17 protein-coding genes are annotated in these 15176 nt (G+C 76.6%); 9 read left to right on the top strand and 8 right to left on the bottom strand.

Annotated features, from left to right (window positions below; all coding sequences use genetic code 11):
- Nucleotides 1-197 precede the first annotated feature (197 nt).
- Nucleotides 198-1118, top strand: coding sequence for an ABC transporter ATP-binding protein (locus AB0N04_RS16720; RefSeq protein ID WP_360222495.1), 921 nt, complete (start codon nucleotides 198-200; stop codon nucleotides 1116-1118).
- A gap of 104 nt (nucleotides 1119-1222) precedes the next feature.
- Here AB0N04_RS16720 and AB0N04_RS16715 read toward each other — a convergent pair whose 3' ends face one another.
- Nucleotides 1223-1402: a hypothetical protein gene (locus AB0N04_RS16715; RefSeq protein WP_360222447.1), complete on the bottom strand. Its 180-nt coding sequence runs from the start codon at nucleotides 1400-1402 to the stop codon at nucleotides 1223-1225.
- A gap of 153 nt (nucleotides 1403-1555) precedes the next feature.
- Nucleotides 1556-3100 (bottom strand): AMP-binding protein, encoded by a 1545-nt coding sequence (locus AB0N04_RS16710; protein WP_360222450.1) that lies wholly within the window; start codon nucleotides 3098-3100, stop codon nucleotides 1556-1558.
- A gap of 167 nt (nucleotides 3101-3267) precedes the next feature.
- Here AB0N04_RS16710 and AB0N04_RS16705 point away from each other — a divergent pair, with 167 nt between their 5' ends.
- Nucleotides 3268-3939 carry an AAA family ATPase gene (locus tag AB0N04_RS16705; protein ID WP_360222453.1) on the top strand — a complete coding sequence of 224 codons (672 nt, stop codon included), beginning with the start codon at nucleotides 3268-3270 and terminating at the stop codon, nucleotides 3937-3939.
- A complete protein-coding gene (locus tag AB0N04_RS16700) occupies nucleotides 3936-4334 on the top strand; it encodes a hypothetical protein (protein WP_360222456.1) in 399 nt (132 codons plus the stop codon). Before AB0N04_RS16705 ends, AB0N04_RS16700 begins: the two co-directional genes overlap by 4 nt.
- A gap of 33 nt (nucleotides 4335-4367) precedes the next feature.
- On the opposite strand, the gene AB0N04_RS16695 is transcribed toward AB0N04_RS16700, so the two are convergent.
- From AB0N04_RS16695 to AB0N04_RS16685, 3 genes are all read right to left on the bottom strand, one after another.
- A complete protein-coding gene (locus tag AB0N04_RS16695; RefSeq protein WP_360222459.1) occupies nucleotides 4368-4985 on the bottom strand; it encodes a hypothetical protein in 618 nt (205 codons plus the stop codon).
- 143 nt (nucleotides 4986-5128) lie between these two features.
- Entirely contained in the window at nucleotides 5129-5872 is a 744-nt protein-coding gene (locus tag AB0N04_RS16690) for a class I SAM-dependent methyltransferase (RefSeq protein ID WP_360222462.1), read from the bottom strand.
- 273 nt (nucleotides 5873-6145) lie between these two features.
- Nucleotides 6146-6910, bottom strand: coding sequence for a hypothetical protein (locus AB0N04_RS16685; RefSeq protein WP_360222465.1), 765 nt, complete (start codon nucleotides 6908-6910; stop codon nucleotides 6146-6148).
- Nucleotides 6911-7144: 234 nt separating this feature from the next.
- Here AB0N04_RS16685 and AB0N04_RS16680 point away from each other — a divergent pair, with 234 nt between their 5' ends.
- The 5 genes from AB0N04_RS16680 (at nucleotide 7145) to AB0N04_RS16660 (ending at nucleotide 12069) form a co-directional block, all read left to right on the top strand.
- Entirely contained in the window at nucleotides 7145-7687 is a 543-nt protein-coding gene (locus tag AB0N04_RS16680) for a GNAT family N-acetyltransferase (protein ID WP_360222468.1), read from the top strand.
- A 199-nt stretch (nucleotides 7688-7886) separates the two neighbouring features.
- Complete coding sequence (locus tag AB0N04_RS16675) at nucleotides 7887-8639, top strand: alpha/beta fold hydrolase (protein ID WP_360222471.1); 753 nt, start codon at nucleotides 7887-7889, stop codon at nucleotides 8637-8639.
- 174 nt (nucleotides 8640-8813) lie between these two features.
- Nucleotides 8814-10076 carry a styrene monooxygenase/indole monooxygenase family protein gene (locus AB0N04_RS16670; protein WP_360222474.1) on the top strand — a complete coding sequence of 421 codons (1263 nt, stop codon included), beginning with the start codon at nucleotides 8814-8816 and terminating at the stop codon, nucleotides 10074-10076.
- Between the two features lie 158 nt (nucleotides 10077-10234).
- Nucleotides 10235-11239 (top strand): ABC transporter ATP-binding protein, encoded by a 1005-nt coding sequence (locus AB0N04_RS16665; protein ID WP_360222477.1) that lies wholly within the window; start codon nucleotides 10235-10237, stop codon nucleotides 11237-11239.
- On the top strand, nucleotides 11236-12069 hold the full coding sequence (locus tag AB0N04_RS16660) for an ABC transporter permease subunit (protein WP_363364587.1): 834 nt from the start codon (nucleotides 11236-11238) through the stop codon (nucleotides 12067-12069). Before AB0N04_RS16665 ends, AB0N04_RS16660 begins: the two co-directional genes overlap by 4 nt.
- Before the next feature lie 33 nt (nucleotides 12070-12102).
- Here the strand turns inward: AB0N04_RS16660 and AB0N04_RS16655 are convergent, their stop codons facing one another.
- The 3 genes from AB0N04_RS16655 to AB0N04_RS16645 form a co-directional block, all read right to left on the bottom strand.
- Nucleotides 12103-12384: a hypothetical protein gene (locus AB0N04_RS16655; RefSeq protein ID WP_360222483.1), complete on the bottom strand. Its 282-nt coding sequence runs from the start codon at nucleotides 12382-12384 to the stop codon at nucleotides 12103-12105.
- 134 nt (nucleotides 12385-12518) lie between these two features.
- Nucleotides 12519-13154, bottom strand: coding sequence for a hypothetical protein (locus tag AB0N04_RS16650; RefSeq protein ID WP_360222486.1), 636 nt, complete (start codon nucleotides 13152-13154; stop codon nucleotides 12519-12521).
- 50 nt (nucleotides 13155-13204) lie between these two features.
- Nucleotides 13205-14179 carry a LysR family transcriptional regulator gene (locus AB0N04_RS16645; protein WP_360222489.1) on the bottom strand — a complete coding sequence of 325 codons (975 nt, stop codon included), beginning with the start codon at nucleotides 14177-14179 and terminating at the stop codon, nucleotides 13205-13207.
- 176 nt (nucleotides 14180-14355) lie between these two features.
- On the opposite strand from AB0N04_RS16645, the gene AB0N04_RS16640 reads away from it, so the two are divergent.
- Nucleotides 14356-15024, top strand: a complete 669-nt coding sequence (locus AB0N04_RS16640) for a type 1 glutamine amidotransferase domain-containing protein (RefSeq protein ID WP_360222492.1) — start codon at nucleotides 14356-14358, stop codon at nucleotides 15022-15024.
- Nucleotides 15025-15176: the final 152 nt, after the last annotated feature.

The following is a 15176-nucleotide window of genomic DNA, read 5'->3' as shown; positions in this document are numbered from 1 at the left end:
GCCGGGACGGCCAGGGCGGTCGGGCCCTGCCGGGCGGCCGGGACGATCAGGACCATCGAGACCATCGAGACAGCCGGGACCGCCGGGCCGGCCAGGACGGCTGGGACAGTCAGGACAGGAGACGAGCGGTGAAGAGCACCCCCAAGGAGCGGCCGACCGCCGACGCCCCCAGCCTGCAGGAGCTCCAGGAGCGGGCGCTGGCCGCCGCGGCGCCCAGGGCCCACGGCGAGGGCGCGGCGATCGTCTGCGACCGACTGGTCCGGATCTTCAGCGCCGAGGGGATCGAGGTCCAGGCGCTGCAGGGCCTCGAACTGACCATCCGGCAGGGCGATCTGGTGGCGTTGGTCGGCGCCTCCGGAAGCGGCAAGTCCACCCTGCTGACCATCCTCGCCGGACTCGACGTGCCGACCGCCGGCACCGCCACCGTCGCCGGCTGCGACCTGCTGGAGATGTCCGCCCGCGAACGGCTGCGCTACCGCCGCGAGGTGGTCGGCTTCATCTGGCAGCAGACCGCCCGCAACCTGCTGCCCTTCCTCACCGCCGCCGAGAACGTCGCCCTGCCGATGCAGCTGCGCGGCCGCCGGAGCGGGGCCGGCGGCACGCGGCGCCAGGCGGCCCGGGTGGCGGAGCTGCTGGAGGCGCTGGAGATCGGCGACCTGGCCCACCGCCGGCCCGACCAGCTGTCCGGCGGCCAGCAGCAGCGGGTCGCGATCGCCGTGGCGATGGCCAACAACCCGCCCGTGCTGCTCGCCGACGAGCCCACCGGCGAGCTGGACTCGGAGACCGCGGGGGTGATCTTCGAGTCCTTCCGCACCGTCAACCGGGAACTCGGCGCCACCGTCGTCATCGTCACCCACGACCCGATGGTCGCGGGCGAGGTCCGCCGCACCGTCGCCATCCGGGACGGCCGGACCAGCAGCGAGGTGCTGCGCCGCACCGTGACCGACGAGCACGGCGAGGAGTCCGTCAACGAGCGCGAGTACGTGATGCTGGACCGCACCGGGCGGGTGCAGCTGCCGGTCAAGTTCCTGGAGGCGCTCGGGATGGAGCACCGGGTCGCGGTCGACCTCGCGGCGGACCACATCGAGGTGCGCCCCGACGACATCGTCGGGCACTGAGGGCGGGCACTGACGGGCGGGAGCCGTGGGCGGGCGAGCGGGGGCGGGAGCGGGGGGAGCGGGGTGGTGGGGGCGACGGGCGGGCGGAGGCCGGCGGGCCCGGGCTACCCGTCGCCGCCCATCCGCTGGAAGAGCCCGCTGTCCTCGGCATCCGTCCGGAGGTCGGGTGCCTCCCGGTCGGCGCGCTCACCCCGGGCGGCGGCGGTGCAGAGGGCGAAGACGAGAATTGCACTGGCCGCGACGGCGAGGATTCCGAGGGCGGTCAGGACGCGTAGCCAGGTCAAAGTAGTGCCTCCCTGGGGACGGTGCGGACGAACGCCGCCGGGAGAGATATCGGCAGTTCGGCCTGCACGGTCGAGTGTCCACAGGCGGTTCTTCCCGTCGTCTGCCGCGCGAGAGGTCGCCCGCGCGGGCGCTCGAGGCATCGACGGAGCGCGTCACACGCCTCTGCGCGCCCCCACGGGGGCTCCGGGCAGCCCAGCCGGGCCGCCCACCAGCGCCCTGAGCGCGACGAGGTCCGGCTTCCCCGCGCCGGTCAGCGGGATGCCCGGCAGGACCAGCACGGAGTCCGGGGCGCACCGGGCCCCGGCACGCTCCCGCGCCCAGCGGAGCAACCCCTCCGCCGACACCCCCGAACCCGGCGCGGCGACCACCGCGGCGTGCACCCGCTCCAGACCGTCCGGGCCGGCCGTCGCGACCATCACCGCCTCGCGCACCCCCGGATGCGCGCGCAGCGGCTCCTCGACGTCCCTCGGGAACACGTTGTGCCCGGCCACGATCGCCATCGGGTCGCGCCGCCCCGCCACCGTCAGGTAGCCGGAGGCGTCCAGGGCGCCCAGGTCGCCGGTGTGCAGCCAGCCGTCCCGCAGCACCCGCGCCGTCAGCTCCGGGTCGCGCCAGTAGCCCGCCATCGCCGTCGGGGTGCGCACGCAGATCTCCCCGGTCCGGCCCGGCGGCAGCACCGCGCCGTCCTCGTCCAGGATCCGCACCGAGGTGTCCGGGAACGGGCGCCCGGCGGTGGTCAGCAGCCGCGGGTCCAGGTGCTCGTCCGGGCCCAGCCTGGTCACCGGGCCGCACTCCGTCAGGCCGTACGTCTGGTGCAGCACCCGCCCCAGCCGGCGGGTCGCCTCCGCCAGCCGGCGCGGCGACGGCGGGCAGCCGGTGTACGTGACGCGGCGCAGGCTGCCGGTGTCCGTCACCGGGAGCAGCGGATGGTCCAGCACCTGGTACAGCAGGTGCGGCGGCAGGTACACCCGGGACACCCGGAACCGCTCGACGGCCGCCAGCACCGCCCCCGCCGCGAAGTCCTCCTGCAGCACCACCGTGCCGCCCGCCGCCAGCGCCAGATCGGCCGTCGTCCCGCCCCCGTGGCACAGCGCCGTGCAGAGCAGGAACGACGAGCCGGCCGGCAGCGGCGGCCGCGGCGGCCGGGCGAAGCGGCGCAGCACGCCCTTCGGCCGCCCGGTCGTCCCGCCGGTGAACCGCACCGCCATCACGTCCCGCGCCCGGTACCGGGGTGCCACCGGCTCGGGCGGATGCTCCGCGGCCAGCGCCGACAGGTCCGTCCCGAGCGCCGAGGGGCCCAGTGCGAACAGCCCGGCCGACGGCAGCGCCCGCCCGATCGCCGCGGCCGCCGCCGAACAGCCCACCGGATCGAACACCAGCGCCGAGGTGCCGGCGAAGCCGGCCAGTTCCACCAGCTCCGCGAGCGGCGCGTCCGGATGGAGCACCGCCACCCGGCACCCCAGCAGGTTGGCCGCCGGCCGCACCAGGAGTGCCTCCGGCCGGTTCCCGGACAGCACCGTCACACCGTCACCGCGTCCGAGCCCCGCCGCCGCCAGCGCCCGCGCCGTCCGGTACACCGCGTCCAGGCACTCCCGCGCCGTCAGCGCCGCCTCGCCGAACCGGATCGCCACCCGCCCGGGATCCCGCTCCAGCCCCGCCAACACCAGTGCGGTGTACGTCGGTTCCGCCTCCGCCACGCTCCAGCCTCCTGTCCGGTGGTCCGTCAGCCTAGGGCGTGGCGGCGGGTCCGGCGGCGTGATGCGGCGGATGCCGCCACCGCCGGGCCCGGGGGCGGGGCACCCGGCGGGAGCGGCGGGCGGCCGGATGTTGTTAGGGTTCGCGGTCGGACACGGACGGGGGACGGGTGAGCACCAGCATGGACACGGCCGAGGCGCCGGGCGGGTACGGCGCCGAGCGGCGGCCGCGCGGCGTCGTCGACCTGCGGGGCGAGGCCGGGGAGGCCTTCACCGTGCGCTACCCGGCCGGCGCGGTGGTCGTGGTGTCGGGCCTGCCCGGCGCGGGGAAGAGCACGCTGCTGCGGCGGTGGTCCGGCGCGGGCGCGGTGCCCACCGTCGATCCGCGCACCGTGCACGAGGCCTGCGAGGCCGTCATGCCCGCGAGCCTGCCGTACGCGGTCTACCGGCCGTGGGCCCGGCTGGAGCACTTCCGGCTGCTGCGCTCCTCCGTCCGGCGCGGCGGCCCGCTCCTGGTGCACGACTGCGGCAGCCGGGCCTGGATGCGCCGCTGGCTGGCCCGGGAGGCCGCCCGGCAGGGCCGCCTCCTCCACCTGGTGCTGCTCGACGTCGGCGCGGCCACCGCCCTCGACGGCCAGCGGGCCCGCGGCCGGCACGCCTCCGCCCGGGCCTTCGCCCGTCACCGCCGGGGCCTGGACCGCCTGTTCGCGGCCTTCACCCGGCACGTCCGGACCGGCGCGCCGACGCCCACCCCGGAGGCCGCGTCCGTCCTCCTGCTGGACGCGGTCTCCCGCTCCCGCGCTGCCGAGGTGCGGTTCGGGGAACCCCCGGCCGGCCGATGAACACGCACGCCCACCCCTTCGTCGGCGACTTCCGCGAGCTGGAGCGCGGACGGCCGGACGGCCCCTCGCTGCGGGACGCCGTCAGGGCCGAGGCGCCGGAGTACGAACGCGAGCTGCTCGCGTACCTGGAGGGCGGCTCGGTGCTGTTCGCCACGCCCAGCGCCGTCCCCGACGTGCTCGGCGCCCCCGGCGCCGTCATCGGCGGGCTGCACCTGTGCACCGACGGGACCTGGCTCTGGTACTCCGACCTGGCCCATGACGTGCGGCAACACCACGTGGCCCTCGACCCGGCCTTCCTCGCCCACGCCCGGGGGAACGGCTGGACCGTCCCCGCCCTCGACGACGACGCCCTGGACGCGATGCTGACGGCCCTGTTCGGGGACGAGGCGGGCTGACGCGACCGGGGCCGTGCCGTTTGGGGCCGGCGCCTACGGGCCCTCCGGGGCCGGCTCCGGGGAGAGCGGCGGCCGCCCGGCGAGGAGGCCCTCCAGGAACTCGCCGTGCCGGGGGAGCGAGGTGCTCCGGGCCGCCGCGGTCCGCGCCTCCAGGGTCCTGGCCTCCCGGGGCCCGGTCTCCCCGGCCGCCGCCTCCGGGGCCCGCGTCACGAGGGTCCGGGCCTCCGGGGCCCGCGTCACGAGGGTCCGGGCCTCCCCGGCCCCGGCCTCCCGGGTCCGGGCCTCCAGGGCCGGGACGGGCGCCCGCAGCACCCCGGTCCGCTCGGCCCGGTCGGAGACCATGATGCCGAGGACGTCCGCGAGGCTGGTCATCGAGTGGCCCGGCTCGACCCGGCCGGTGAGGACGGCCTCGGGTTCCCCGGCCAGGCCGTCCACGGCCGGCGGGGCCTGCTCGGTACGCGGGCCGGCGGTCGTCCTCCGGCGCCGTGTCGGCGCGGGCGTCGCCGCCTGGGTCGTCGCCCTCGGGGCCTTCGCCGGCGCGGGCTCCGCCGCCGAGCGCGCCACCGCCGACTCCTCGCGCAGTCGGCCGACCTCCGCCTCCAGCGCCGCGAGCCGTGCCCGCAGTTCGTCCAGCTCGCCCATCCTCGTCACTGCCCCTGCCCTCCCCGGCCGTCCACGGCCTTTGACGTGCGGGTTCAGCCTAACCGGGGGGCATCCCGGGCCCGGGGGAGAGGGCGCGCACGGCCGGGGCCGGCTTCCGAAGCGTCGGGAGCCGGGCCCCGGCCGGTGCCGGATCAGGCGCGGCAGCGCAGCATCTCCAGCGGCGGGTACGCGAAGAGGTCCGCCCAGAAGTCCTTGCCGTACTCGCGGATGCCGGCCTCGGAGATCTGCAGCGGGACCCACTCCAGCTCGGTGAAGCCCGCCGCCCGCAGGCTGCTCTCGTAGACCTCGCGGCGCGGGGCCGTGCCGACGATGCTGATCGGCTGCGGTTCGAGGAGGGCCGTGACCCGCACCCGCGGGCCGGTCTCGGCCTCCTCGTCGAGCCGCTCGCAGCGGAACCCGTAGTCCTCGAGGGACGGACAGTCGAAGCCGTAGTCGGGCTTCTGGGCGAACACGAAGAACTCGCCGCCCGGCACCAGGCTCCGGTGGATGTTGCGGCACATCCGCTCCATCGCCGCGACGTCCTCGGCGTAGTTGAGGCACTGCACCGCCAGCGCGATGTCGAAGCGCTCGTCGAGGGGCCGCAGTTCGGCCACGTCGCCGACCTCGTAGCGCACGCCCAGCGGCTCGCGCTGCTCGATCGCCCGCGCGGCGGCGATCATCTCCCCGGAGATGTCGACGCCGAACACGTCCGTCGCGCCGCGTCGCTTGAACTCCCTGCTGTAGAAGCCGGTTCCGCAGGCCAGGTCGAGGACCGACCTGCCGCTCACGTCCCCGACCAGGCCGAGGAAGCTCGGCACCTCCCCGAAGCGCGTCAACGGCAGTGCCTTGAAGCCCTCGAAGGCCTCGCCGATCCCGTCGTACTGCTGCACGCCCATGTGCTGCCCCCTCCTGACGTCGTCCCGTACGCCGTCCTGACGCGGACGCCGTCGTGTGCGCGGCCGTGCGGGTGCTCCGCTCCCGGACTTCCGCCGGCGGCGGAGCCCTCGGGGCCGCGGTCGTGGCGGAAAGTCTCCTCCGAGCGCCCCGGCGGCCGTACTGGCGGATGACACAAAGAAGTCGGCGGCCTGACGAGGGGTCATCCCCACCGTTCGAACAGTGGACGGTGCCACGGCGCGCGTGGTTCGTGCCGGACCTCACGGGCCCGCGGGCTACCGCTCCCGGTGCGTCATCGCCGCGCGGATGGTCCGGGCGCGGTCGGCGAGCTCCGCCAGGTCGGCCGGGCCGGAGCCGCCGCGCCGGTCGGCGACGGCGCCGACGGTGGTCCCGCTCTGGTCGGCCCAGGCGCAGGCCGCCACCAGCCCGGCCCCGCCGTCCGCGCACTTGAGGTAGCCGCCGAGCGGCCCCGGCGGGAGGACGGTGTACCGGGCGGCGGCGGAGGGGTCGTGGCCGGGGTTCGGGCCGTAGGCGGGGTCCATGCCGCCCAGCAGCCGCTCCAGCTCGTCGACGGGGCTGCCGAAGGAGCCGGTGGCGCCGGCCACGGTGAAGTCCGCGCGGTCGCTGCCGGGCAGCCGGTAGCCGGTGACGAAGTGCCGGTGGTAGCGGATCGTCCCGGGCACGTCGGGGAACACCTCCCGGTCCAGTTCCGCGTACCGCCCGGTGTCGTCGGCCGCCCGGGCCAGCTCGCCGATGCTCTCGGGCGGGTCGAGCCGGAAGCTCTTCGGCTCGTCGTGCCCGGGCACGGCCAGCGCCGCGACGACCAGGACGGCGCCCACGGCGGCGCCCGCCCTGATCCAGGTCGCCCGCCGTACCCGCCTCCACCGGGGCGGCACCGGCGCGGGCGGCTCGGACCAGCGGGCCCTGACCCGGTCGGCCGCGGTCTCGCCGGCGGTCCCGGGGCCGGCGCCGGGGGCGGACTGCTCGGTGGTTCCCGCCTCGGCGGCTGCCGGGGGGAGGCCGGGGCTGGTGTTCGACATGAGGCGACCATGGCCGCCCGGTCCGCGATCGGTCAAATGCGGACCGGTGCGTCGCCGCGGGTCATCGGCCGTCCGTGAGGCCGGGCCGGGCGCTCGGCGGGAAGCGTCCGCCGGTCCCGCCGGTCCCGCCGGTCCCGCCGGTCCCGCCGGTCCCGCCGGTCATGCCCGGCGGCTCCGCCGTCCTCGCCGTCCGGAGGGGGTGACCGCGGGCCGGGCCCGGGGGAGGATGGGCGGATGGTGACGATCGAGACCCCCCGACTGCTGCTGCGCCGCTGGCACGAGCTCGACGTCGCGCCGATGGCCGCGGTGAACGGCGACCCCGAGGTGATGCGCTGGATCGGCGACGGGGCGGTGCGCAGCGAGGACCTGACCCGGCGGAACATCGCGGCGTTCGAGCACGAGTGGGAGGCCGAGGGCTTCGGGCTGTTCGCCGTGGAGCTGCGCGCCACCGGTGAGCTGGCCGGCTTCACCGGCTTCGCCGTGCCGCGCTTCCTGCCCGAGGTGCTGCCCGCGGTGGAGATCGGCTGGCGCCTCGGCCGGTCGTTCTGGGGCCGCGGCCTCGCCACCGAGGCGGCGACGGCGGCGCTGCGCTTCGGGTTCGCGGAGCGCGGGCTGGACCGGGTGGTCAGCATCGCCCAGATCGGCAACACCGCCTCCGAGCGCGTCATGGCCAAGCTCGGCCTGCACCCGGAGCGGGAGACCGTCACGCCCGGCACCGGCCGTGCCGTCCGCGTCCACGAGTTGACCCGCGACGAGTACCTGGGCCGGCTGCGCTGAGGCCGGGCGGGCGGGAGCCGGGCGGGCCCCGGCCGCCGACGCGCCGTAGCTCCCCGGCCGCCGACGGCCCGGACGGCCCGGGGCCCCGGCCGTCCGGGAGATGCAAGATCATCGAACCGGGGGTTCCCGGCCCGCCCGGGCCCGGGCCCTGCGAGACTGGGGCCAGCAGAGTCCGTCACGGAGAGAGGTCAGCATCCGCATGCCCAGCAGCGCCGTCGTCGACAACCCGTGGTTCCGCCGGTTCAGCCCGTCCGACTCCGCGCCCGCCCGGATCGTGATCTTCCCGCACGCCGGTGGCTCCGCGAGCTACTACATGGAGCACGCCAACGCGCTGGCCCCCCACGCGGACGTGCTCACCGTGCAGTACCCCGGCCGCCAGAACCGCTACGCCGAACCCGCGATCGACTCGGTGCCGGAACTCGCCGAGCAGGTCTACCGGGAGCTCCGCGCGTGGACGGACCGGCCGCTGACCTTCTTCGGGCACAGCATGGGCGCGGCCGTCGCCTTCGAGACCGCGCGCTGCTTCGCCCGCGACGGCCTCCAGGGCCCCGAGCGGCTGTTCGTGTCGGCCGGCCGCGCGCCCTCGCTGCCCCGCGAGACCACCGTCCACCAGCTGCCGGACGACGAGCTGCTCGCCACCATCGTCGGCCTCGGCGGGACGGACGAGCGGATCCTGGAGATCCCGGCCCTGCGCGAGCTGATCCTCCCGGCGCTGCGGGCCGACTACACCGCCATCGAGACCTACCGCTGCGCCCCGGACGCGACGGTGTCGCAGCCGATCACCGCCCTGGTGGGGGAGACCGACGAGAACGCCACGGTCGACCAGGCCGCGCCGTGGCGCGGGCACACCACCGGGGCCTTCGACCTGCGGGTCCTGCCCGGCGGGCACTTCTACGTGGCCGAGCAGACCGCGGCCGTCGTCGAGCTGCTCACCGCGCACCTGCGCGGCTGAGCGGGCCGGGACGGCCGGGGGCCCGTCCGGCGGATCCTCCCGGCCGCACCACGCCGGACGGGCCCGAGGCCCCGGTGACGGAGCGCAGCGGCTGGGCTACTGTCGCTGATTGACGGGTCGTCAACGGACTTGTCGGCACCACCCCCACCCGCAGTCGTCACCGGGAGGCCGCCCATGCGCCGGATCGCCGTCGTCGGAGCGGGCCAGGCCGGCCTGCAGCTAGCGCTGGGCCTGGTGGCCGCCGGCTACGAGGTGACACTCGTCGCCGAGCGCACGCCGGAACAGGTGCGCGGCGGGCGGGTGCTGTCCACCCAGGCGATGTTCGGCCCGGCGCTGCGGATCGAGGCGGCGGCCGGGCTGGACCTGTGGGCGGCCGAGGCGCCGTCCGTCCACGCCGTCCGCGGCGCGCTGACGGTGCCGCCCGGCGTGCAGGCGCTGGAGTTCACCATGACGCTCGACGAGCCCGCCCAGTCGGTGGACCAGCGGATCAAGCTGGCGGGCTGGCTGGAGCTGCTGGCCGGGCGCGGCGGGCGGATCGAGTACCGCTCGCTGGACCGGGACGGGCTGACCGACCTCGCCCGCCGCCACGAGCTCACGGTGGTCGCCGCCGGACGCGGCGAACTCGCGGGGCTGTTCGAACGCGACGCCGCCCGTTCGCCGTTCGACCGTCCGCAGCGGGCACTGTCCTGCCTGTACGTGCACGGAGTCGGCTCGCCCGACCCGGCCACCGAACCCCGGGCCCGGATGCACGCGCTGCCCGGCCTCGGCGAGCTCTACCTGCAGCCGGCCCTGACCCACTCCGGCCCCTGCTCGATCCTGCTCTGGGAGGCGCTGCCCGGCGGCCCGCTGGACGTCTTCGGCGACGCCCCGGCCCCCGCCGTCCAACTCGCCCGGATCCGCACGCTGATGCGCGCGCACCTGCCGTGGGAGGCGGAGCTGTGGCGGGAGGCCGAGCCGACCGACGCCGGGGCCGGACTGTCCGGCGCGGTGACCCCGGTGGTCCGGCGGCCGGTCGCCGAACTGGGCGCCGGGGTCGGCGCCGTCCACGTGCTCGGGATCGGCGACGCGGTGGTGGTGAACGACCCGATCGCCGGACAGGGCGCCAACAGCGCGGCCCGGGCGGCGCAGGCCTACCTGCAGGCGATCGTCGAGCACGGCGCGGCGCCGTTCACCGCGGACTGGATGTGCCGCACCGCCGAGCGCTTCTGGCGCCGGCACGCCCGGCACACGGTCGCGTTCACCGCGGCGATGCTCACCGTGCCGGACCACGTCCAGGCCGTGTTCGCGGCCGCCGCCGAACACGACGCGGTCGCCCGCCGGCTGGCCAACACCTACGCGGAACCGAGCGACCACGCCGCCTGGCTGGCCTCGCCCGACCTGACCGCCGCCTACCTCTCCGAGGTGCGCGCGGACGAGACGGACGGGCTGCGCCGCTAGCCGCCGCCGGCTCCGCCGGGACCCGCCTCCCGGTCACCCGGTCCCGGGGGCGCGCCCGGGCTCGTTCGGAAAAGGGCGCCGCCGGTTCGGTCGTGTCCCTCGACGAGCCGGGCCGCACGCGCTTGGATGTCCGTCGCACCCGACTCCGGAGGTGGGCGATGCCAGGCGGCGACAGCGGCACCGACAGCGGCACCGGCGACCGGCCGGTGATCGAACTGCGGTCGCTCACCAAGCACTACGGCGCCACGGTCGGCGTCGACCGGCTGGACGTGGCCGTCACCGCCGGCGAGGTGTTCGGCCTGCTCGGCCCGAACGGCGCCGGGAAGACCACCACCCTGCGCTGCCTGGTCGGCCTGCTCAGCCCCAGCGCCGGACAGGTCCGGGTGCTCGGCCTGGACCCGGTCGCCGACCACCGCACGCTCGCCCCCTCGATCGGCTACCTGCCGGGCGAGCTGCGGCTCTACCCCGAGCTCACCGGGCAGCAGACCCTGGACCTGCTCGCCGCCCTCCAGGGCGCCCCGGTGCCCCGCCAACGCGAACTCTGCGAGCGGCTCAGGCTCTCCCCGGCGGACCTGGCACGGCCGGTGGGGGAGTACTCGCGCGGCATGAAGCAGAAGCTCGGGCTCGTCCAGTCGCTCCAGCACCGGCCCGCCGTCGTGGTGCTGGACGAACCGACGGAGGGCCTCGACCCGCTCGTCCAGGAGACCTTCTTCGACCTGCTCGCCGAGGAGACCGCGGCCGGTCGCACCGTCCTGCTCTCCAGCCACGTGCTGCCCGAGGTGCAGCGGGCCTGCGGGCGGGTCGCCATCGTCCGCCGGGGCCGGCTGGTCACGGTGCGCTCGGTGGCCGAACTGCGCCAGGCCAGGGCCCGCCGGGTCCGGCTGGTCTTCACCGACGGGCTCGGCGCCCGGCCGCTCGGCGCCGCCGAGAGCTGGTCGCCGCGCTGGGACGGCGAACGGGTCGAACTGCTGGTACCGCCGGACGAGGTGGTCGCCGCCGTCCGCGGGCTGCTGGCCGCGCTGCCGGTCGCGGACCTGACGGTCGAGGAGGCCGGGCTGGACGAGGCCTTCCTCGACCTCTACCGGGCGTCGGCCGCCGAGGAGGCCGGCGCCCCGGCCGGCACCGACACCCCGGCCGGCACCGACCCGGAGGAGCGCCGATGAGCCCCGCGACCGTCAGCCGCCGCCTGCCCCTGGTGTGGCTCGCCCTGCACCGGCGGCGGCGCATGCTGCTCAGCCTGCTGCTGGGCGTGGTCGTCTTCGAGGCGCTGATCGTGGTCATCGCCGGCACCGTCCCGCCCACCGACCTGTTCGGCGCGGGCCGCACCCCGCCCGGTGCGTTCAAGGCCTTCAGCGGCTCCAACGGCGCCGTCTCCATCGCCAGTTACCCCGGTCTGATCGGGGCCGGGCTCACCCACCCGTTCTGGATCGCGATGCAGCTGACCGTGATCGGCTCGCTCGGCGCCGCCGCCGTCGCGGCCGACGTCGAGTCGGGAACCGTCGAACTCCTGATGACCCGCCCGGTCTCCCGCCGCCGGCTGCTCGCGGAACGGGCCGGCGCCCTGGTCGCCGCCTCCGTCCTGCTCAACGCCGCCGCCACCCTGACCGTCGCGCTCGGGGTGGCGTTCTCCCCGGACCTGCGCGCCGCCGTACCGGAGGGCGGCGTGTTCGCCGCCGGACTGCTGGGCTGTGCGCTCGCCTTCTGCCTGACCGGGCCGGTGCTCGCGGTGTCCGCGCTGAGCCGGCGGCGGGCCCACGTCGTCGGCGCCGCCGTCGCCTTCGGCGCGGTCGGCTTCGCCCTCAACTTCGTCGCCCTGGCGTGGTCCCCGGCCGCCCCGCTGCGCTACCTCAGCCCGTTCCACTACTACACCCCGGGCGACGCCCTGGCCCACGGCGACGTCCCCTGGCTGTCCCTGGCCGTCCTCACCGGCGTCGGCCTGCTCGGCCTGCTGGCCGCCTTCCGCATCCTGGAGCACCGGGACCTCGCGATCTAGGCAGACCGCCGGACCGGCCGGCCCCGGGGTCCGTCACAGCGCCCGGACGGCCTCGCCCAGGTCGGGGCCGTAGGAGGACCAGCAGACGAGCGAGCCGTCCCCGTCGAGCTCGCCCATGAACCACTCGCCGGCGGCGCGGGCCAGGCAGAGGCCGTGGAAGGAGAGGATGACGTCGGGCGCGAGGACCTCGTAGTCGGCTGCGCCGTGCTCCTCGAGGACGACGAGCCGTTCGAGGGGGAGCAGCTCCGCTGCCGCGTCGCCCGACGCGGAACGGACCCGCTCGATCGTCCAGCCGTGGGGGAGGTCCGTGTGCACGCCACCATGGTGGCGCCGGCGGGCCGCTCCCGGCCACCCGTTTCGGGCCACCCGCTCGCCGCGGTGGCAGGCACCGCTCCCGCTCCGGGGGCGCCGGGAGTCCGGGCGGTCACCGGCCGGGCGGCGGGCGAGGACTACTCCTCGAACCAGACGACCAGCCGGACGTTCCCGTCGCCGTGCACCCCGGCGAGGGCGCGCATGACGGTCCACACCGGCTGCCACGGGCCGTCGGCGGGCACGGCGTCGCGGCGCCTGGCGCGTTCGGCGCGGTAGACCGTGGCCCCGGTGTCCCACTCGGTGCCCTCGGCCCACAGTTCGCCGATGCGGCCGGGGTCGACGCGCAGGGTGTCGACACCGCTCGCCCGTGCGAACCCGCGGCTCCAGTCCGCCCGGTGCACCAGCTCCAGCGTGCCGTCCGCGAGCCGCCGGTACCGGGCGATGCGGGTCGCGCGCGGGACCGCCGGCTCGTCCCAGTCGACGGCGAGGACCTCGTTCCAGTCCAGCCAGCTGGCGCCGAACGCGACCTCGCCCCAGGACGCGTGCTCGGCCCGGACCCGCTCCGAGACGTCGGCGGGCAGGCCCCGGTCGGCGGCGACCGGGCGCCAGTGGCCGCCGAGGTCACGGACGCCGAAGAGGCAGGCGAAGGCGTCGTAGTCCTTGGGGACGCCGAGCATGGGCAGCTCGATGGCCGGGTACCACGCCGTCTCGCCGACGCCGAGCCCCGGGCCCCAGGTGCGGCACTCCACTGATCCCTGAACGGTCGTTCCCATGGCCCGATCATGCCCTGTTCCCACCGGCCCGCGCACGGGGTGATCGTTGGTCAGGTGCGGTCCGGCCCGGCGGCGGGGGCGCCCCCGGGTGCTCCTCGGGTGTGGTCGGCGTCCTGGTCGAGGCGGCGGGCGGCGGCGAGGAGGTGGTCGCGGACCACGGCGACGTGGGGGTTGGCGGAGCCGGTCGGGCGGCGGACCAGGTAGGCGGTGTTGATCGGCGGGTCGGTGGGGCGGTGGAGCACGCGCAGCGCGCCGGAGGCGAGTTCGGCCCGGCAGAGGTAGCTCGGCAGGACGCTCCAGCCGGCGCCGGCGGTGACGGCGGCGAGGACGGCGCGCAGGTCCGGGACGGTGACGGCGGCCCGGGTGTGCAGCCGGCGGTCGAAGACGTGCCGCCAGTAGCGGCGGGCGATCGGGAGGTCCTCGGCGTAGCTGAGCAGCGGGACCTCGGTGAGGGCGGCGGGGAGGTCCCGGCCGGTGAGGCGGTCGGCCCAGACCGGGGCCGCGACGAGGACGAACTCCTCGTCGGCGAGCGGTTCCGCGAGCAGGGTGCGGCCGCGCGGGCGCCGGGTGGCGATCACCAGGTCGTGGCGTCCGGCGCGCAACTCCGTCAGGAGGGGGTCGGTGAGTCCGGTGGCCACCCGCAGCTGGACGCCGTCGGCGACCAGCGGGGCGAGGGCGCCGAGCAGGACGGTGCCGAGGAACTCGGCCGGTCCGGCGAGGTGGACCGGTTCCGGTGCGCCGCCGTCACGGGCGTCGGCGACGGCGGCCAGCTGGTCCAGTGGTGCCGAGAGCCGGGCCGCGAGGTCGTCGGCGTACGGCAGCGGGGTGACCCCGCGGGCGCGCCGCTCGAAGAGCTCGCGGTCGAGCCGCTGCTCCAGGGCCCGGATCTGCGCCGTCACCGTCGACTGGGAGAGGCCCAGGTGGTGGGCGGCCGCGGTGAGGGAGCCGGCGCGGTGCACCGCGAGGAAGGTCCGCAACTGGTTGAGGTCCGGCGGGCCCGAGCCCGGTGTCGGCCGATCGGTCATGACGGCGAGCCTACGGGATCCCGATGGCTCGGCGGTCCCGGGAAGCCATCGGAATCCCGATGGCGGGGATCGGCGTGCGCATTGGTCCCCGATGGCCGGCCGCGGCTAGCTTCGGCGGGGTGAGCGCCGCGGCGAGGCCGTCGCGGCGGAGACCGCAGACCCTGGAGGCAGGCACCATGGCCGAGATCCTGTTCGTCATGACCGGCGCGACCGTCTGGACGCTGAACGACGGCACCGAGCACCCGACCGGCTTCTGGGCGGAGGAGGCCGTCGTCCCGTACCGGGCGTTCACCGCGGCCGGGCACCGGGTGACCGTGGCCACCCCCGGCGGCGTCGTCCCGGTCGCCGACCCGGCCAGCCTGACCGATCCGGCGGTGGCCGGGGAGCTGGACGCGATCGCCGCGTTCCGCCGGCCGGTGAAGCTCGCGGAGGTCGACCGGGCCGACTACGACGCCGTGTTCTACCCGGGCGGCCACGGCCCGATGGAGGACCTGGCGGTCGACGCCGACTCGGGCCGGCTGCTGACCGGGGTGCTGGCCTCCGGGCGGCCGCTGGGCGTCGTCTGCCACGGTCCGGCCGCGCTGCTGGCCGCCCGTGCGGAGGACGGCTCCTCGCCGTTCGCCGGGTACCGGCTGACCGGTTTCACCAATGCCGAGGAGGTCCAGGCGGGGCTGGCCGACCGGGCGCCCTGGCTGCTCCAGGACCGGCTGGTCGAGCTCGGTGCGGACTTCCGGGAGGGGGCGCCGTGGGCCCCGCACGTCGTCGTCGACCGCAACCTGGTGACCGGTCAGAACCCGTCCTCCTCGGGCCCGGTGGCGGCCGCTCTGCTGGAGTTGCTGGGCTGACCGCCAAGGCTGCCCCGGCCCGGCGGTCAGCCGCCCGGCGGCCCACCGGCCCGTCCGGATCCGCCCCGTCCCGCCCCCAGAACATGAAAACGGCGCCGCGCGGGCGAGGGCCGGCAGCCCGACGGCGGCGGCGGTGGTTGCTGCTGCCGGCG

Source organism: Kitasatospora sp. NPDC051702, from assembly GCF_040681575.1.
In the GTDB taxonomy this organism is placed as follows: domain Bacteria; phylum Actinomycetota; class Actinomycetes; order Streptomycetales; family Streptomycetaceae; genus Kitasatospora.
The sequence above is the reverse complement of the archived record's forward strand: the minus strand, read 5'-3'. Positions and strand labels throughout refer to the sequence as shown.